The organism is Mangrovibacterium diazotrophicum (genome assembly GCF_003610535.1).
In the GTDB taxonomy this organism is placed as follows: Bacteria; Bacteroidota; Bacteroidia; order Bacteroidales; family Prolixibacteraceae; genus Mangrovibacterium; species Mangrovibacterium diazotrophicum.
The window spans coordinates 3516880-3537202 of record NZ_RAPN01000001.1; the positions used below are offsets into that span (position 1 = coordinate 3516880).

The window sequence follows — 20323 nt, forward strand, 5'->3', positions numbered from 1 at the left end:
AGTTATGAAATGTAAGTATGTAAAATCTAGCTTTTGGGCTATCGTATTAATGCTCGGCGTATTGCTTGGGGTAACGGCTCCCGCAGGGGCGCAGCAACCTGGCAAAAGAACGATCACAGGTACGGTTGTCGATGAAACGAATCAACCTCTTCCGGGTGTCACCGTTGTTTTGGAAGGCACCACAACCGGTACGATTACCGACTTTGACGGTAAATACTCCCTGACATTGGGTGATGAAACCGGTAATCTGATGTTTTCTTACATTGGATATCAACCACAGACTTTTCCGATTCCGGAAACCAATGTGTTGAATGTTCAAATGAAGGAAGATACGCAGGAGATTAGCGACGTAGTTGTTGTTGGTTACGGTGTGCAGCGTAAAAGTGACCTCACCGGATCGATCACCAGCGTTGGTACTGACGACTTTAATGCCGGTTTGATCAGTTCTCCGGAGCAGTTGATCAACGGTAAAGTGTCGGGTGTGCAAATTATGCAGAACAGTGGTTCTCCTACTTCGGGAAGTACCATTCGTATTCGAGGTGGTGCCTCGCTAAATGCGAGCAACGATCCGCTGATCGTGTTGGACGGCGTGCCATTGGAAAGTGGTGGTATCAGTGGTAACTCAAGCAACTTCCTGAGCTTGATCAACCCGAATGACATTGAAAATATGACCATCCTGAAAGATGCGGCTTCAACGGCCATCTATGGTTCGCGTGCATCGAACGGGGTTATCCTGATTACAACGAAGAAAGGTTCTACGACAAAGGGTATCCAGGTTAATTTCTCAACAACCAACTCGGTACAGACCCGCACCCAGCTGCCGGACATGTTGTCGCGCAGTCAGTTTATGAATGTGATTAACAACCTGGGGTCGGATGATCAAAAAGCATTGCTTGGCGACTACAGTACCGATTGGAACGATGAAATTTACCATGCAGCTTTTGGAACGGACAACAACCTGAGCCTTTCAACCCGCGTGGCCAAAAATACGCCGATGCGGGTATCCGTAGGTTACTACAACCAGGGCGGTATTCTGAAAACTGACAATGCAGAGAGGTTGACCGGAAGTGTTTCACTTTCACCCTCGTTTTTAGATGATAATTTGAAATTCAACCTGAGCGCGAAAGGGGCACACAACAACAACACTTTCGCACAAACCGGTGCCATTTGGGCGGCTTCAACCTTCAACCCAACACTTCCTGTTTATTCGGGAACCGACGATTTTGGCGGTTACGATGAAGCTATCGACAATACCGGCAATCCGGTAAACGGCGGTGTTCGAAACCCGCTCGGACTGATTGAGCAATACAATTCAACCAGTAAAGTCGACCGCGTCATCGGGAATATCGACATGGACTACAAATTCAGCTTTCTGCCGGAGTTGAAATTCCACGCAACGGGCGGTTATGATTATGCCAAAGGGAAAGGACACATTTATGTGCCAGCCGAGGCTGCGCAATATTACACCACAAGTGGGCGCGATTATACGTATGGTCCGCAGAAAAGCAGCAACCGCTTGTTGACTACCTATTTCAATTACAACAAATATTACGACGAGTTGAAAAGTTCTGTTGAGGCGACCTTGGGTTACGATTACCAGTACTGGAAAACAACGACTCCGCTTTACCAGGAGTTGAACACCCTGGGTGAAGCGCAATCGACAACTGCTGCGACGGACCAACGTCACGCGATGGTTTCGTACTACGGGCGTTTGAATTATGGTTACGATGGTCGTTTTATGCTGACTGCCAGTTTGCGTCGCGACGGTACCTCGCGCTTCAGTTCCGACAACCGTTGGGGTACATTCCCCTCGGTAGCTTTGGCCTGGCGGATGGATCAGGAGTCCTTCCTGAAGGATAACCCGGTGCTGAGCACCATGAAGTTACGATTGAGCTACGGTATCACCGGTCAGCAGGAAGGAATCGGTAACTACAACTACCTGCCGGTTTACACTTACAGCCAGGATGGCGCACAAGTTCAGTTTGGCGACCAATGGTACTACAGCTATCGCCCGGAAGCTTACGTTTCGGATTTGAAATGGGAAACTACCAAATCGTGGAACGCCGGTTTCGACTTTGGGTTTCTTGAAAACAGAATCAGCGGTACTTTCGATTATTACACCCGCCAAACGGAAGACTTGCTGGCAACAGTTCCGGCTGCAGCAGGTACCAACTTCGACAAGACAATCCTGACCAACGTCGGTAATGTGGACAGTCATGGTATTGAAGTGACGATTAATGCTTCGCCGATTCAAAGCAAAGATCTGAACTGGGATGTGAGCTTCAACATGAGCTGGCAAAAAATGAAAGTGAAAAACCTGTCGTTGATTGAAGGCGGATCAACCACCAACACACTGGTTGGACCGACCATCGACAGCTACCAGTTCCAGGTGTTGAGCGAAGGTTACGCACCCTACATGTTCTACCTGTACCACCAACTATACGATGCTGAAACAGGCAAACCAATTGAAGGTGCTTATGCCGATCTGAACGGCGACGGCGAGATCAACTCGAGCGATTTGTATCGTTACCACTCTCCGGCACCCGATTTCATTTTCGGATTCAGTTCTTCCCTGAACTACAAAAAATGGACAATGAACATGAGTTTCCGCGCAAACGTAGGCAACTATGTGTACAACGGAATGGCCATGAACACCGGCGCGTGGAGTACGGTAAGTTATAACTCTTACCAGTTGAATAATTTGTCGACAAGCTTCCTCGAAACCGGTTTCAACAGCCGCCAATATTTGTCGGACTACTATGTTGAAAATGCTTCGTTCCTGAAAATGGATAACCTGACGCTGACTTACAACTTCGGCAAGATTTGGGACACCTGCAACCTGAACATCAACGGAATGGTGCAAAATGTATTTACCATCACCAAATACTCGGGTGTTGACCCGGAAGTTCCGAACGGAATGGACATTTCATTTTACCCGCGTCCACGCACATTCTCATTGGGTTTAGGCCTTAATTTCTAATCGTTAAAATTGAATAGAAACATGAAAAAGATATATTTCTGCATAATGGTTGTAAGTACGTTGCTATTTGCATCCTGCGAAAACGACCTGGATCAGTACCCGCATGAGGAGACGACCTCGGAAAGCGTGTACACGACGGCCGACAACTACAAGGCAGTGCTGGCCAAACTTTACGCTTCGTTTACTACTACAGGACAGGAGCGGGGCGGTGGCAACAGCGACCTTTCGAGCAACAACGGACAAGACTACATGCGTTGTTATTTCAACCTTCAGGAGGCGGGAACCGACGAGGTGGCTTCAACCTGGCTGGAAGGTGACAAAGTCATTGATCTGACTTACCTGTCGTGGGACGCGAACGACCCTTGGGTATCGGATATGTATTACCGCATCTACTATACCATTGCTTTATCAAACGAATTTTTGCGCAATGCAACGGATGATAAAATCGCCGGTTTCACAGAAGATGAGCAAGCCGATATTGTCCACTATCGTGCAGAAGCCCGCTTCATCAGGGCTTTGGCTTATTACCACGCCTTGGATTTGTTCCGCAATATTCCGTTTGTTACCGAAGAAGATCCGGTAGGTGCTTACGCTCCTCCGCGCTACACTTCGAGCGAAATTTTCACCTATATCGAATCAGAACTGAAAGACATCGAAGGTGATTTGTTGAGCCGCTCTGAGGTTGAATATGGCCGTGCGCCACAGGCTGCTGCCTGGACGTTGTTGGCCAAACTGTACCTGAACGCTGAAGTTTATACAGGTGAGGATCATTATACCGATTGCATCACCTACTGTAACAAAGTGATTGCGGACGGTTATTCGCTTGAGGCTGATTTCCAAAAACTATTCAATGCAGACAATGATTTGCGTACCAACGAAATTATTTTCCCGCTTCCTGTTGATGCAGAGAACACGGTTTCGTGGGGAACAACAACCTACCTGATTTGTGGAGAGGTGAGTAACACTTCGGATTACCAGGATCCTGCGGCATACGGTGTAACCAGTGGCTGGGGAATGTTCAGGGTACGCGGCGAACTGCCGGCTTTGTTTGACGAAACTGATGGTCGCAACCTGTTTTTCACCGAAGGACAAACGCAGTACCTGGAGGAAATTGACAACCAGAGCTACGGTTATTTCATGAGCAAATGGACCAACCTGACGGATGCCGGAGAAACTGCCTCGAACACGGTTGATGGTGGTGTAAATACGGATTTCCCGCTGTTCCGTTTGGGCGATGTTTACCTGATGTTGGCAGAAAGTGTGATTCGTGGCGGAAGCGGAAGTTCAACGGCAGAAGCGCTGAATCTGGTGAATGAGCTGAGAGCCCGTGCCTATGGTGACAACTACGACACCGATGGAAAACTAACTGCATCGGATCTGACACTGAACTTCATTTTGGATGAACGTGCCCGCGAGCTGGCCTGGGAAGGTACCCGTCGTACCGACCTGATCCGTTTCGGGAAATTCACAACCGATTCGTACATCTGGCAATGGAAAGGTGGCGTGAAAGATGGAAAAGCAGTGGATAGTAAATACAACTATTACCCGATTCCAACGTCGGATCTGACTGCCAACCCGAATTTATATAACGAAGAGTATTGATTCGCCTAACTAAAGAAGATATGAAAATGAAAACCATAAAACATTTCTTAATAGCGCTAATGTCGATCACAGCTTTTACAGCCTGCGAGAAGGACGGCGACCTGATTACCTTATCAGGGCTTGAGCAAAGCGAACTGATGGCGACTGAGTCTGCGGTTGTGCTTAGCCAGGAAACAAGTGCCGAGCATGCTTTGTCTTTGGCATGGACGACCAGCACGTTAACGGTGAGCGACCCTGGCATGTCGGCTCCAAATATTCTTTCGACAACCCTTCAGGTTTCAGCTACAGCGGATTTCTCTGGAACGGTTCAGGAATCTGTAGAGGCAAACCTTTCGCACACATACACCGGTGCCCAACTGAACACTGTTGCCAAGAATCTTGGAGCAACGCCGGATGTGGCTACGCCGATCTATTTCCGATTGGAGGCTTCGGTGGGCGACAATATGGAACCGGTATACAGCAATGTGGTTACCGTAAATATCACGACCTACGAAATTGATATGAGCATTGGCTTTATCCTGAATTCGGACCAGGAAGCAACTGGTGCAACACTTTATTCGGCCGATTCAGATGGTCAATACGTTGGTTTCATGGGTGCAACGGCCTGGTATAACTTCTTCCTGAAAGAAGGAGACGGAACAATTTGGGGTAACGACGCGGTTACCGGAACGGCTTTCGTGGCGTCATCGGACGATGCAAGCTGGAACTGTTGGTTCCCTGGTCAGGGCGGATGTTACTATGTTGATTTTAACACCAACGCACAAAACTGGTCTGCACTTTGGATTCCAACGCTGACTGTTAGCGGCGATATTTCGGGTGAATTGACTTTCGATCGTCCGAACGTGAAATGGACCTTGCCATTTACTGCGACGTCAACATCGGTGACGATCCAAATTAGCGGGACCGGAAAACAGTACAATAATGCAACCGGTACGGATGATGCCGCAGCAGTTGACACACCAGTGGCTTTTGCTCAAAACGGCAGCAATATGGAACTGGTTTCCTCAGCCGCTGATATTACCGTAACTGTGCCCGAGGCCGGTGATTATACCCTAACCATCGATTTAAGTGATCCAACAGCCTGGACGGTTGAGGCGACGACAGGTTCCGAAGAACCAGTTGTTGTGAATCCATACATTTACCTTCCGGGTGTTGATGATGGCACCTCCGGAAACTGGACCTTCGACAATGCGTTGGCATTGTACGATGAGGACAACCTGGCTTATGCGGGAGTTGTGAATGTGAATTCGCTTTGGGGGTACACCATCAATATTGAAAAAGATAACTGGGGCGATAAGTACACTTTGGCTTCAGGCGATGGAACTTCGGGAACGCTGGTTTACCAGGGATCGGATAATATTCCTGCACCAACTGCTGGCTTGTACCTGATTGATGTTTCCTTGAGTGGTTTGACCTACAATCTGACCGCAGTCGGCAACGAAATTTGGGTTGTTGGTTTGGACGACCAATGGACGTTTGACATGCCATTGACCGCTACCGGAACAGCCGGCGAATATTCAGGTCAAATTACTTTTGCCGGAGCATCGCCTTGGGGCTTCCAAATTCATTTGGACAGCAGTTGGGCGCATTATTTCGGCGGATCAGCAGGGAGTTTGTATTACAAAGGAAGCAATATTACTGATGACGCGAGCCTGACTGCCGGAACGTATACGATGACGGTCAACCTGATTACAGGAACTTACAGTATTACACAGTAGAAAATAAAGGTCGCTGTCTGATATCGGGCAGTGACCGATTCTTCAATATACAGAAAGATATAGCTATGAGACGAAATAAGATAGTTTTACTGGCAGCATTGGTGTTGGCGCTTTTTGTTGGCTGCGATGATGAGCCGCAATTGCAAACACCGCAACCGGAGCCGGAATATGATATGACCGGTTTTGCAAAAGGGGCCGATGTGAGCTGGCTGACGGAGATGGAAAGCGACGGCGTTTTGTTTTACGATGCCAACGGCAAACAAACAGAATGTATGCACCTTCTACGCGATTTAGGGATGAACTCAATTCGTTTACGCGTGTGGGTGAATCCTACGGATGGTTGGTGCAACATGCAGGATGTTTTGGTGAAAGCATGGCGTGCCAATCAACTGGGCATGCGGATTATGATTGACTTTCACTACAGCGACAGTTGGGCCGATCCGGGCAAGCAAAACAAACCGTCTGCCTGGGCAGATCTCAGTTTTGATGATTTGAAAACAGCAGTCGCCGATCACACCACCGAAGTGCTGACCTTGTTGAAGCAAAACGGCATTACTCCGGAATGGGTACAGGTGGGCAACGAAACCGGAAACGGAATGCTTTGGGATGATGGCAAAGCATCGGAAAATATGGCTCAGTATGCCGCTTTGAACAATGCCGGTTACGACGCCGTGAAAACAGTTTTCCCCGATGCGTTGGTAGTGATTCACCTGCAGGAAGGGAACAAAAATTCGATGTACGAATGGTTGTTTGACGGGTTGGAAAGCAACGGCGGTAAATGGGATGTGATTGGCATGTCGCTGTACCCGTCGGCTGACGATTGGGAGAGTTTAACATCCGATATGATTTCGAATATGAACGATATGATCAGCCGCTACGGAACGCCGGTGATGGTTTGCGAAACCGGCATGCCGTGGGACGATGCGGAGACTTCTTATGCATTTTTAAGTAACTTGCTGGTTCAATGTAAAGCAATTGCAGACGATCAATGTTTGGGTGTGTTATACTGGGAACCGCAGGCTTATAATGGTTGGAACGACTACACTCTGGGAGCTTTCGACGAAAGTGGAAAACCGACAGTTGCATTGGATGCATTTGCTGAATAAAAAACCACTACTATGAAGTCTTTATTACTGAGTATTTTTTTGCTGGCAGCCATTTTAGCGAAAGGGCAACGATCGGAATTTGTCCTGGAGAATGGCTGGAAGTTCAGCAAAGGCAATTTTGAAAATGCCGCGAAAGTCGGCTTTGACGATTCGAAGTGGCAGACCGTATCCGTTCCGCACGACTGGGCTATTTACGGTCCGTTTGATAAGGAAGTCGACAAGCAGGTGGTCGCCATCACCCAAAACAACGAGAACGAAGCCACCGAGAAAACCGGGCGTACAGGCTCGTTACCACACATCGGTGACGGCTGGTACCGCACCAACTTCCACTTACCTGCTTTAGAAGATGGAAGCCGCGTGCTAGTTATTTTTGAAGGAACGATGAGCGATCCTGAAGTGTTTGTGAACGGCGGAAAAGCCGGAGAGTGGGGTTATGGTTACGCCTATTTCAACCTCGACATTACCGACATGGTAAAGGCCGACAGCGACAACTTGCTGGCCGTTCATTTATCACCGAAACCATTGTCCTCTCGCTGGTACCCGGGCGCCGGTTTGTTCCGAAAAGTGCGTATTGTGATAGAACCCAAAAGCCATTTTGAGCTTTGGGGAACTTTTGTTACCACACCCTTTGTGAGCGACAGCCTGGCACAAATCAATATCAAATCGAAAGTTTCGGGTCACAACCTGCGTATCGAAACAGCGATTAAAGATGCTTCGGGAAACGTGTTAGCGTCAGGAGCTGCGCAAACCTTGTTTGGCAATGAGTTTGAACAAAATATAGCCTTGAAAGATCCGCAATTGTGGAGTCCGGAGTCACCAACACTGTACTATGCCGAGTCGAAGTTGTACGATGAAAACGGTCAGCTGCAGGATGAGCAGACCACTCGCTTCGGTGTCCGTACGATCAGTTATAAGGCAGGCGAAGGATTCAAATTGAATGGTGAAGTCCGCAAGTTTAAAGGCGTCTGCCTGCACCACGATTTAGGACCATTAGGTGCCGCCGTTAACAAAGCCGCCTTGCGCCGACAAATCCAAATCATGAAAGATATGGGCGCCAATGCGATTCGCAGTGCACACAATATGCCGTCGATGGAGCAACTGGAGCTATGTGATGAGATGGGCATGTTGTTCCTGGCGGAAAGTTTCGATGAATGGAAAAAGCCGAAAGTGAAAAACGGCTACAACCGTTTCTTCGATGAATATCACGAAAAGGACATTGTCAACCTGGTTCACGCAACCCGCAATCATCCTTGCATTGTGATGTGGAGCAGCGGAAACGAAGTTCCCGATCAATGGGGAAGTGAAGGGGTGAAACGTGCCAAAATGTTACAGGATATTTTCCACCGCGAAGATCCGACTCGTCCGGTTACCGTTGGTATGGACCAGGTGAAAGCAGTGATGGAATCCGGCTTTGGAGCCATTATGGATGTGCCGGGCCTGAACTATCGCACACACCTTTACGAAGAAGCTTTCGAGCGTTTTCCGCAAGGCTTATTGTTGGGCTCCGAAACAGCGTCAACGGTAAGTTCGCGCGGCATTTATAAATTTCCGGTAGAGAAAGCCGTTGGAAAAATGTACGACGATGGACAGTGTTCATCATACGATCTGGAATACTGTAACTGGAGTAATCTTCCGGAGGACGATGCCGTGTTGCAGGACGATAAAGATTGGGTGATCGGTGAGTTTGTCTGGACCGGTTTCGACTACCTGGGTGAGCCGACTCCTTACGACGAATATTGGCCGTCGCGCAGTTCCTATTTCGGAATTTGCGATCTGGCCGGTTTGCCGAAAGATCGTTATTACTGGTACAAAAGCCGCTGGAATACTGACGAGTCAACACTACACATTTTACCGCATTGGAACTGGAAAGGCATGGAAGGCGATACCGTCCCGGTGTTTGTATACACCAGCTACAAGAGCGCCGAACTTTTTGTGAATGGCAAGAGCATGGGCGTGCAGACCAAAAACAACGACTCGAAACTGGAGCGCTACCGACTGATGTGGCACGATGTGGTTTACGAACCGGGTGAACTGAAAGTGGTGGCCTTCGACGATAACGGAAAGCCTGCCGAGGAAAAAGTGATTCGCACGGCGGGAGAGCCCTACCGGATCGTGCTGGAGCCGGATCACTCAACGATTGATGCAGATGGAAAAGACATCAGTTTTGTAACAGTGTCGGTGGTCGATAAGAATGGCATTCCTTGCCCAACGGCAACCAATCAGCTCAACTTTAAGGTAGATGGTTCCGGAACATATCGGGCCGCTTGCAATGGCGATGCAACTTCGCTGGAGCTTTTCCATTTACCAACAATGAAGTTGTTTAGCGGAAAACTGGTCGTGTTGGTGCAAAGCACTGAGGAAGCTGGCGATATCACGCTTCAGGTAAAAGGAAAAGGCTTGAAAACCGGGAAAATTATCCTGGAATCAAAATAGGAGTTAGTTAGATTAGAGAATAGGTATCAGGTTCTGGAAGGTGTTTGGATATTGGCAATAATAGATAACTTTGCCATTCAACCCTTTCAGAGCCTTTTTTATGTCAAGAAAAATCCGTCTTTTATTTCTGCTTTTAGCGCTGTGTTTGAACAGCGTTTACGGGCAAAAATCAAAATACCGGATGTTTGAGAATATCAACCTGGGACCGGGTGTTTCGGTCGTCAGTTGCTTCTTGCAGGACAGCCAGGGCCTGGTTTGGATTGGTGCCAGTAAAGGGCTTTTCAGCTACGATGGCTACTCCGTTCAGTCTCATTTTATATTCAATGAAAAGAGCAATACACAGATTTATTGCGGTGCATTTGTCAGCCCAAACCTGCTTTACCTGGGCGCCGACAATGGTGTCTTGATTTACAATATCCAAACCGACAAGTACGAACCTGTTCCGGTTGAGTTTCCAACCGATGTGCGCAGTATGGCCCTACAGGGTGACACACTCTGGCTGGGCTCGTTGCAAGGTTTGTTTTGCTATTGTCTGCGCGATCGGAAACTTACTGCGTTCTACACCGATCGCTTCCCCGCAATTCCGCACAAAACAGTTTATTCTGTCATTTTAGGGACAGACAAGCGGGCGTACGTTGGCACCTACGACGGACTTTGTTACTACGATCAGAATCAAAAAGATTTTCAGCAAATTCAACTTCCGCAGAACCCGAAACGGAACAACCAGTTTATCAATGCTTTGTTGGAAGATTCGGGCCGTGGATGTATCTGGGTAGGTATGGAAGGTGGTTTACTGCGTTACAACCTCACGGATGGAACGGTAACGTCTATGGCCGAATTTCAGGATAATTCGGTGAAATCGCTGGCCCTGGATGCGAACGGTTATTTGCTTGCGGGCACCGACAATGGCTTGTTTGTTTATTCTGAAAACGAAGTCGTACAGCACCTGATGCATGATTCCCGGAATCCAAACTCGCTCTACAATAATATTGTCTGGAACATCTGCACCGACGGTAATCAGAATGTTTGGCTGGGGACTGACTCCGGGATATCATTAGCCCGAACTAACAGGGCTTTACAGGAGGTGCCGATTGCCGAAATCACAGGCGTGGGCGATGGTAACCAGTTTTATTCGTTGTTCAAAGATTCCCGCAACTATTACTGGTTTGGCGGGTCGAACGGCATTATCCGAGTTAACCAAACCAATGGCGAATGGACTAATCCGATCTGGTACAATACCGAAGATTCAAAGCATCCCTTGGCGCACGGTCGTATTCGTCACATCTACGAAGATCGCGATTCGGATTTGTGGATTGCCACCGATGGTAGCATCAACCGGTATGATTACGAGACAGAACAATTCATTCAATACAACATTGTTGACAGCACCGGCACACTGAATAGCAACTGGGCATACAACATGTTCGAAGATGAGCGGGGCAAGTTGTGGGTTGCCACCTGTTTAGGTGGAATCTTTGTTGTCGATAAGAAAGAACTGTCGTTGCGGAACGCAAAAAGCTATATTGCCGAATATAACTTCAATACCGGCAACGGTCTGTCCGGTATGTTTATCAACCAGATTGTTCCCGACGAAGAAGGAAATGTGTGGGTATTGCTGTACAAAAACGGCATCGACAAAATCGACAAAGAATCGCGGAAAGTCACAAAATTCCCCCTTGAGAAATATACGGGCGATGCGAATCCTTCTTTTATTTTGCGAGATCGTTCGGGCCGAATTTGGGTTGGCTTGCGGGAAGGCGTTTTGGTTGTCAACCCTGAAAATAATCAGGTCGATCAGGTTTTTTTCGACACCTCCAGTACAAACGAGGTACTGTCGATGATGGAAGCCGATGGAAATGTTTGGGTGTCGACAACCGATGGGTTCTGGCTGGTGGATACTGAAAGCCTTCAGGCTCGGTACCTGAATCTTTCGGACAAGCGTTTCCTGAGTCTTTTTTACGATGTCGCCGATTTGCGTATTTTGATGGGTGAAGCAGACGGTATCGCGATTACAACGCCCGCCATTAATACAATTCCGGAGAAGGAACGACCAATTATAGCAACCGGGTTTTACGTGAACAGTGAGCCGTTTGCACCTTCTGATTCTAGCATTCGCTACGACAACCATATCCGCTTGAACTACCAGCAAAACAATATCGCGGTCGATATTTCGGATTTGCCGTATTCGCTGGAAGAAAAGAGCAAACTTGTGTATCGCCTGGGTGATCTGGAAGAGGAATGGAATCTGCTAAGCTCTGATAACAACCGGATTTCGTACAGCAATCTCGACCATGGTGACTACCGGTTGCTGGTGACCCGTTTGGATGCCAATGGAAAGCCCTCGGAAAAGCCATATGCCATGGAAATTACGATCAACCCGCCCTGGTATTTCACCTGGTGGGCGAAAAGCATCTATGCTTTTGTTGTGCTGGCGCTCATTGGTTGGGTCATCAACTTCTTTCGGGTGCGAAACCGGTTACGGATCGAACGAATTGAGAAAGAGAAAATCACGGAGCAGTCGCGCATGAAGATGGAGTTCCTCTCCAATATGTCGCACGAGCTGAAAACACCGCTGAGCATGATTATCGCGCCGATCAGCCGGTTGTTGTCGGAGATTAAGAACAGCGATGAAAAACAACAGTTGAAGCAGGTGCAGCAGAATGCGATTAAGCTGAACTCGCTCATTCACCAAATGCTGGATTTTAACCGAATCGATACCAACACGAACTCGCTGCTGATTCTGTCGCGAATTGAATTGGTCGGCTTTGCCCGCAAGCTGTTCAATGTTTTTAAAGAAGCGCAGGCTCCTGCGGAATTTAGTTTCCAATTCGCGACCAACAAGGATCGGATTTATTTGGAACTGGATGTCATTAAATGGGAATCCATTTTAACCAATCTGTTCTCGAATGCGGTAAAATACAGTGCCGGAGGTGGTATCATTGGTTTGGTGATCAACTATAACGACCGGGAAGAAATCCTGGAGCTAAGTGTTTCGGATACCGGCACAGGGATACCGAATAAAGATCTGCCCTATATTTTTCAGCGTTTCTTTCAATCGTCGAAAACGGCCGGGAAGAAAGAAGGAACCGGGATTGGCCTTTACCTGGTGAAAACATATGTGGAATTGCACGGTGGAAAGGTGACTGTGGTATCGGAGGAAAATGTGGGTACTACCTTTACCATACGTTTGCCGATTCATGCTTTGCAGACGGAAAATCCGGCAGTTGAAAACGAGGCAGGAAAGGCGGCGGAAGCCAGTCATCGGAAAGGCAACCCCGTAGTTTTAGTGGTTGACGATAATCGGGAAATTGCAGGCTTTGTTCTTCAGGTGCTTCAAAATCAGTATAGTTGTTTATTGGCAGAAGACGGAGAAACCGGTTTGGCACTTTGCATGGAACATCAGCCTGATCTGGTCATTTCAGATGTGATGATGCCTGGAATCGGAGGTTTGGAAATGTGCCGACGCATTCGCAAACATGTGCCAACATCAACTACGCCCATCATTTTGCTGACTGCCAAAGATGATAAGGAAACCGAGCTGGAAAGTATTCAATTGAATATCGACGCTTTTATTCCAAAGCCTTTTGAAACCGATATTCTGCTGTCGCGGGTTGAGCAGTTGATCCAAAAAAGACAAAAGCTGGAAAGCAAAATCAGGCTCGAAACCATTGCTGAACCGAAGGAGATTGAAGCAGAGTCGCAGGATGAGAAATTCCTGTCGCGCATTACCCACATTATTGAAGAGCATTTGGCGGATTCGGATTTGAATGTCAATGCGCTTTGTGAGATCTCGGGTGTTAACAACAAGCAGATATATCGCAAAATGAAGCAGTTGACCGGCATGACTCCGGTGGAATATATTCGCTCGGTACGCATGAAAAAAGCAGCTATGTTGTTGCGTCAGCAGAAGTTTTCGGTGGCTGAAGTGATGTACATGGTGGGTTTCTCCAACCACTCGTATTTCTCGAAATGCTTTAAAGCTGAATTCAACACAACACCCCTGCAATACAAGGAAGAGGTTAACGTCTCTTAAGCTTCCTTGATTTCAATGGTGAAAGTTTGATAGCCCACCGCATAATTTCTACTTTTAACTTTTACGAATTTTTGGATGGAAGCGTGATTGATTGCTTTCGTTCCTGTTAAAACTTTGCTACTTCAAACGATTCAAAAATAACTAATGAACACACGAATTACCCTGATGACAATCCTAACGCTGTTATCATTATTTGCCGGAGCGCAGGACGAAAAGACTGCCTGGGACAACACCATCAACAAAGATTGGCCGGAAGGTTTTCAGGAGGCTGAGATCCAATCGTCTGTTGATGGAACGCAACAAAAAGCTGTGTTTCACAGTTCAAACGAAAACGAAGCCCAACCCCTGATTGTCTCGCTGCACACCTGGAGCGGTGACTATTTACAGAAAGATCCGCTGGCCGACGAAATTTTGTTGCGTGGCTGGAATTACATCCACCCCGATTTTCGAGGGTCAAACACCAAGCCGGAAGCATGTGGTAGCGAAAAAGTAATTCCCGATATCGAAGATGCAATTCATTACGCCATTGAACATGGAAATGTGGACACGACTGAAGTGCATATTATTGGCGTTTCGGGTGGTGGTTACGCAACGCTGTTGGCCTTTATGAAGTTGGATTATCCGGTGAAAAGCTTCAATGCCTGGGCTTCAATTTCGAATCTGGAGAACTGGTATTGGGAATGTAAAGGACGCGGGTTGAAATATGCTGGTCATTTGGAGCAGGTGACCACCAATGGAAATGGCTTTGATGCTGCTGAAGCCCGCAAGCGGTCGCCGTTGTTTGCCTCTTATCAATCGGAAAAGCGGAAGGGCGCAAGCTTGAACATTTACGCCGGTATCCATGATGGCTACACAGGCTCGGTGCCAATCTCTCATTCTATCGACATGTACAACAAATTGATTGATGACATGTATCCGGAGAAAGCTGGTGAAAAAATCAGCGAGTCGCAGGCCTATTCCTTGTTGACGAAACAAATCAACCCGGAGGCTGAGCCGAATGCGATGATTGGCGGGCGGCAGATTGAACTGCGCAAGGAGCTTCCCGGGCTGACTTTTACTTTATTTGACGGAACCCATGAGATGCTCGTTCCGCAAGCTTTGCCATTGATCGATCAGTCCACAAATTCGACAAGCAAGGCGTACAATGTCATAACAATCGGCGATTCGAACGGTACGTTTCCTTACAGCTGGACACAGCAACTGAAAAAACTGTTGCCCTTCTCAACCCTTGTAAATCGCTCAATCGCCGGAAATACCATTGGTTTCGATAACCTGGATCGCGAAGAGCTGAATACCCTTCGAAATATCAACCGCTACCTGGATGAAGCCTATGCCGAGTTGGGTGAAGAAGAGGAGTTTGACTACCTATTTATCAACCTCGGAACCAATGATACGAAGACGATTTTTGCCAAGCGTCAAAAGGAAGTTTATGACAACTTCGAAACGCTGATCGGAATGATTCGCAACTACATGAAAGAACACGGGAAGACGGTGCCAACGATTTGTTGGGTGTCGCCTTCGCCAATGGATGCAGCAAAGGCTAATCGCGAAAAATATGATGGGGGTGATCAGCGCATTCAAATCAACAACAAGAAATTTGAGAAGCTTGCTGTCCGAGATGGTATCAACTTTTTGAACACTTACGGGGTGCTGAAGCCCGGCTTTGAAAATAAAACCGAGGATGGTGTCCACCTGAAAGCACCTGCCCAGTTCCGGTTGGCTTCGGAAATTGCAAAGTGGATTGATCAACAGTAACACTTGAGGGCAGAAATTGCTTTATCTCTTTCTGTAAAAGAGGAAGCCCGGCTCTAATGGGGGCAGAGTCGGGCCTTTTTTTGGAAATATGTAGAATTAGGAGATGGGGGACAAAACAATCAGTCGTTCGACCAAATCCTGTCGGATTGCTAATTCAATTGTTTCCGGGCTATTTCGTTGGTTGCTTTTAAAATGAATGAACCCCATTCTTTGCGGAGTTCTTTCGCTTTGTCTTCTGATCCCAGATTGTCAACCAGCGCTTTCCACCATTTAATATCGTCGGGTGACCAGTCCCATTCAAGGTCGGCTGTTCCGCCTTCCATGGTCCAAACAAACATCACGTCGTAATCGCCGGTCATCAGCCAATATACTTCAGGACCTTTAACACCGGCAGACTCGCCGGCCGCCATGTAAATTTTCATGATTTCCTGAACGCGGCTGTAGGTGCCGGGTTTAAAATCAATTTTCACGATGTTGTGGTAACTCACATTTTCAAACTTGGAAGCTTTGTGGTCTTCTTGCGCCTGGGAGGTCAGGCAAAAGGCAAGGACAAGTGTAAAAGCAAACAGAAATTTTCTCATGTTTAAGTTCATCAATAATGGTTTCAAAGGCAGATTATGCCACAAATGAGGAGTTGATTTTGGGAGGGTGAGGCAGTCCTGTTTTTCAGAGGACAAGGTCGGATCGTTTAGAAGAATTAAATTACGACAAAAATGTCTGAAATCAAAATAAATTTCAATACGGTAATTCCCTGAACTTTCCGTTTAGAACCAATCCTGATATTCCCATTTTATTGGCGGCTTTCAGCGCGTCTTTTTCGGTGTGAACGATGGGGTCGTCTTTCGTGTTGAACGAGGCATGAACGAGGGCCTTGACGTTGTATTTCTCGTCGAGCACGGTAAGGAGTTCCCAGAGGAAGGGATTTTGTTGCCGATTGAAAATGGTCTGGATTCTTGCTTTACCATTTTTATGAACTGCTCCGGCTATCTCTGCTTGCTTTTCCGGAAGGATATCGAAGTCGAGTAGCGTGTACTGACTTAAAGGGTGAATGGTTGTGTGGCCGGTAAAGTATTGGGCATTTTTCTCCAGCATTACGCACGAAAGCGGACGATACCATTCGCGGCCTTTGCACTTCATACTTAGTTTTTGGGCCAGTAGTTTATTGTTTGCGGCTGCCAGCAGGCTTCGGTTTCCAAGTGCTCGGGAACCGGCCTCGGCGTGTCCGTTGCTAATGCCGACTATTTTATCTTGGGATAGTGTTTGAGCGGTTTTCCGGATGACTTTTGATTCGATGGTCACCTCTTCACCATCAAGCCCCCAGTTGTTCAAAAAGGGGCTGTGCATTTTGATTTCGCCGTACTTCTGCCATTCCACAAAAGCTGCCGCACCCAGGGCTAATCCGGAGTCATCCGGACACGGGGGAATGAAGACTTCCTCGAAAATCCGTTCTTTGATAAGCTGGCTGTTCACAGCTGTATTTAGGGCACATCCGCCGCTGTAATACAAATTGCGGGCGAGGGTTTCCCGTTGCAGCCGATTGAAAATCTGGATGGTCTCGCGAACGAATAGTTCATGCAGCGTTGCCAGGCAATCCTGGATGAACGGATTGCGTTGGTCGAAGGATTTCAGGTCAATGTTCCAGTGTTTCTTTACATCCCGGACAAAGGCGGATTTCTTTCCCCAGATATTTTCAAAAAACTCGTGTTCGCGCAGCCAGGTTTCCAGTTCGTAACGGTAGTTACCATGACCGGCCAAATCGATGAACCGGGCAGGAACGCTGTTTTGTTCGTTCATTTTTGCCCCGATAACAGAAAAGACCAGCGCGTTGGCATTGAAAATTGATGTGAGGTATTTGTAGTCCCAGTGAGCCGAGAGTTTCACCAGCTTGTTATTGCGAAACAGCCAGGCCGAGAAGTTACTTTGGCTGGCTCCACCGTCGAAATGAACCAGCAGGCTATTCGGTTTGAAGTTACCGTAAAACGGCAGGCAGGTGAAAATATGGGCTAACTCGTGATTCAGAACCCAGGCGTTTGCCTCGCGGCCGTACCACCAGCATTTGCCCTGTTCTTTGTCGTTCGCCAAAATCCGCGAAAGCGGAGCTTCGAAACGAACATTTCCTTGTTTGTTAATAAATGACCGACCCACGACATTGTCGACAAAAACCAGGTCGAAGTCTTCGGTCAGGAGCTTTTTTTCTCGCAACAGGTCGGTCAGTTTCTGGTGCAATTTGTTGTCGTGTTTGTGTCGGCTAACCCGTTCCAGCTGCAGAAAATCGCGCACCCGGCCATTCTGCATAATGCATAAATTGTGGTCGTGCACGTAGAGCGGATGATCACTTTCATCCCTGTCTTGTATTCCGTAAATGGCTAATGTAGGGGTTGTTTCCTCCATTCAACTAAACAAATTGCATATAAATAACCATCGCAATTAGTAGGTAAACGAATAAATTGCCCCAGAATTGCATGCGCATAAAAATGAGGTAATTTGAAAACAGGAACGTTAATGGAATAGCCATGATCACCAAAAGCTCTTGTGAAGCCGACGGGATGAAAATGAGTATGGCAACGGAGAACAGGAAAATGAGAAAGAAAATTTGAAAATACTTCCGCGAACTGACCTTTTTCTCATCCAATTGAGAGATGAGGAAAAAGCTTCCAAGCAGCGTTAAAAATACCAACAACCCCAGGTAAATCTGAAAGTTGATGTTGGCGCTGAAGAAGTTATTGGAGGTCGCAAAGCTCTGGCTTATTGCATGCCCAAGTTCCGGAATTGAATCGGTGAAGAAGTAATAGGCAAAAGCGTACAACCAAGGAATGGCGATGCCGATCAAGGGCAGTGCAAAGTTGCGCCATTCGGGGTTTTTACGAATCAAAATAAATCCGATCCATACAATCGGAAAATAGAAGATCAGGTTGAAATAAAACAGGGAACCCAAACCCAGGTAGAAGCCGGCGTCAAAGGCGTTGGAGTTGGCTTTCTGGCTTTCGTAAGCACCGAAAATCCGGTTGATGGAAAGCAACAGGAAGACAGCGCCAAAGTATACCGGGTGCAAACTGTGCAGTGTTGTTAAGCCGCTTACAATAAGCACAAAAATATTTGACGGCAGAAAAGTCCGAATCCGAATAAACGAGTACGAGGTATTCAGCCGCAGAATGATGAAAGCCAGGGCGAGTACCAGTAATAGGTTTACCGCATTGCTTGCCAGTACCGACCATTCCGTCAGTTGAACGAACGGACGGAAAAACAGCATCTGGTTTTCACCGGCATAAAACGGAAATGCAGCCGGATGGATATAAGCACGAAACCAAAGAATCAGAACGATAACGGGGATCGTTATGAAATGGTAGGCCTGGTTCGTTTTTAGTATCCTTAAAATCATGCAGGGTTGAGAGTTTTCCGGGTGGAGGAAGCCGGGATTCTACAAATCGAATCCCAGGTCTTTCCGGTAATATTTTCCTTCGAAGTTAATCTTTTCAGCGTTTGCGTACGATTGGGCAAGTGCTTCTTTCATGTTAGCGCCGTATGAGCTGATGGCCAGCACGCGACCGCCGTCGGTTACCACCTGGTCGCCTTTTTGCTTGGTTCCGGCGTGGAACAGGATGCTGTTTTCGGTTGCGTCGAATCCGCTCATGGCAATACCTTTGGTGTAGTCGCCTGGGTAGCCACCGCTTACCAACATCACGGTAACGGCTGCGCGCTCGTCAATTTCAATTTGCTGTTCGCTCATGGTTCCTTCGGCAGCTGCCATCAGCAAATCCACAAAGTCCGATTTGATGCGTAACATCACGGCTTCGGTTTCCGGGTCACCCATGCGCACGTTGTATTCAATCACCATCGGATCGCCGCCCACGTTGATCAAACCAAAGAAGACGAAACCGTTGTACGGAATATTATCTTTCTTCAATCCTTCAACGGTTGGCTTTACGATGCGCTCTTCAATTTTTTTCATGAAAACTTCGTCGGCAAAAGGTACCGGGCTAATGGCGCCCATACCACCGGTGTTGAGGCCGGTGTCGCCTTCGCCGATGCGTTTGTAATCTTTCGCTTCGGGCAGAATCTGGTAATCTTTTCCGTCGGTAATGGCGAAAACTGAAAGTTCCACACCCGACAGGAATTCTTCGATCACCACCTTGGCGCTGGCTGCACCAAACTGGCCGTCCAGCATCTCTTTCAACGAGGCTTGTGCTTCAGCCAGGTTGTCGATAATCAATACCCCTTTTCCGGCAGCCAAACCGTCGGCTTTCAAAACGTAAGGAGCTTTCATGGTTTCCAGGAATGCAACACCTTCTGCCAGGTTCTCAGCTGTTACGGTCAGGTATTTGGCAGTCGGGATGTTGTGGCGCTGCATAAAGGCTTTGGCGTAATCTTTACTGCCTTCCAGCTGTGCGCCTTCTTGTTGCGGTCCAACTACTTTGATGTCCTTCAGCTCGGTATCGGCTAGGATGAAATCGTGCAATCCTTCAACCAACGGAACTTCAGGGCCAATTACGACCAGGTCGATTTTCTTTTCGAGAATCACCTTTTTCAGTCCCTCAAAATCGCTCACACCCACCGGGATGTTTTCACCCAGCTCGGCTGTTCCGGCATTTCCGGGAGCGATGAAAAGTTGGTTTACTTTTTCAGATTGTTTGATTTTCCAGCTCATGGCGTGTTCTCTTCCGCCCGAACCAACAACAAGAATATTCAACATGATATC

The 20323-nt window shown here is 47.6% G+C and carries 11 protein-coding genes; 7 read left to right on the forward strand and 4 right to left on the reverse strand.

Going from position 1 to position 20323, the window contains the following annotated elements; all coding sequences use genetic code 11:
• Positions 1 to 4 precede the first annotated feature (4 nt).
• From BC643_RS13795 to BC643_RS13825, 7 genes are all read left to right on the forward strand, one after another.
• On the forward strand, positions 5 to 2980 hold the full coding sequence (locus tag BC643_RS13795; RefSeq protein ID WP_120273640.1) for a SusC/RagA family TonB-linked outer membrane protein: 2976 nt from the start codon (positions 5 to 7) through the stop codon (positions 2978 to 2980).
• A gap of 21 nt (positions 2981 to 3001) precedes the next feature.
• Entirely contained in the window at positions 3002 to 4582 is a 1581-nt protein-coding gene (locus BC643_RS13800; RefSeq protein WP_120273641.1) for a RagB/SusD family nutrient uptake outer membrane protein, read from the forward strand.
• A 26-nt stretch (positions 4583 to 4608) separates the two neighbouring features.
• Positions 4609 to 6300, forward strand: coding sequence for a DUF5114 domain-containing protein (locus BC643_RS13805; RefSeq protein WP_120274287.1), 1692 nt, complete (start codon positions 4609 to 4611; stop codon positions 6298 to 6300).
• A 65-nt stretch (positions 6301 to 6365) separates the two neighbouring features.
• Positions 6366 to 7406: a glycoside hydrolase family 53 protein gene (locus tag BC643_RS13810; RefSeq protein ID WP_120273642.1), complete on the forward strand. Its 1041-nt coding sequence runs from the start codon at positions 6366 to 6368 to the stop codon at positions 7404 to 7406.
• A 12-nt stretch (positions 7407 to 7418) separates the two neighbouring features.
• Entirely contained in the window at positions 7419 to 9839 is a 2421-nt protein-coding gene (locus tag BC643_RS13815; protein ID WP_120273643.1) for a glycoside hydrolase family 2 TIM barrel-domain containing protein, read from the forward strand.
• A gap of 100 nt (positions 9840 to 9939) precedes the next feature.
• A complete protein-coding gene (locus BC643_RS13820; protein WP_170154553.1) occupies positions 9940 to 13872 on the forward strand; it encodes a hybrid sensor histidine kinase/response regulator transcription factor in 3933 nt (1310 codons plus the stop codon).
• Positions 13873 to 14016: 144 nt separating this feature from the next.
• The gene (locus BC643_RS13825; RefSeq protein WP_120273644.1) at positions 14017 to 15627 is read left to right on the forward strand and encodes an SGNH/GDSL hydrolase family protein; all 1611 of its coding nucleotides are present in this window, start codon (positions 14017 to 14019) and stop codon (positions 15625 to 15627) included.
• Between the two features lie 149 nt (positions 15628 to 15776).
• Here the strand turns inward: BC643_RS13825 and BC643_RS13830 are convergent, their stop codons facing one another.
• The 4 genes from BC643_RS13830 to purD form a co-directional block, all read right to left on the reverse strand.
• Positions 15777 to 16208, reverse strand: a complete 432-nt coding sequence (locus BC643_RS13830) for a hypothetical protein (RefSeq protein ID WP_147377228.1) — start codon at positions 16206 to 16208, stop codon at positions 15777 to 15779.
• A gap of 154 nt (positions 16209 to 16362) precedes the next feature.
• Entirely contained in the window at positions 16363 to 18018 is a 1656-nt protein-coding gene (locus BC643_RS13835) for a carbamoyltransferase C-terminal domain-containing protein (RefSeq protein ID WP_120273646.1), read from the reverse strand.
• 4 nt (positions 18019 to 18022) lie between these two features.
• Positions 18023 to 19006: a DUF6427 family protein gene (locus BC643_RS13840; RefSeq protein WP_120273647.1), complete on the reverse strand. Its 984-nt coding sequence runs from the start codon at positions 19004 to 19006 to the stop codon at positions 18023 to 18025.
• Positions 19007 to 19045: 39 nt separating this feature from the next.
• A complete protein-coding gene (gene purD, locus BC643_RS13845; protein WP_245994964.1) occupies positions 19046 to 20317 on the reverse strand; it encodes a phosphoribosylamine--glycine ligase in 1272 nt (423 codons plus the stop codon).
• Positions 20318 to 20323: the final 6 nt, after the last annotated feature.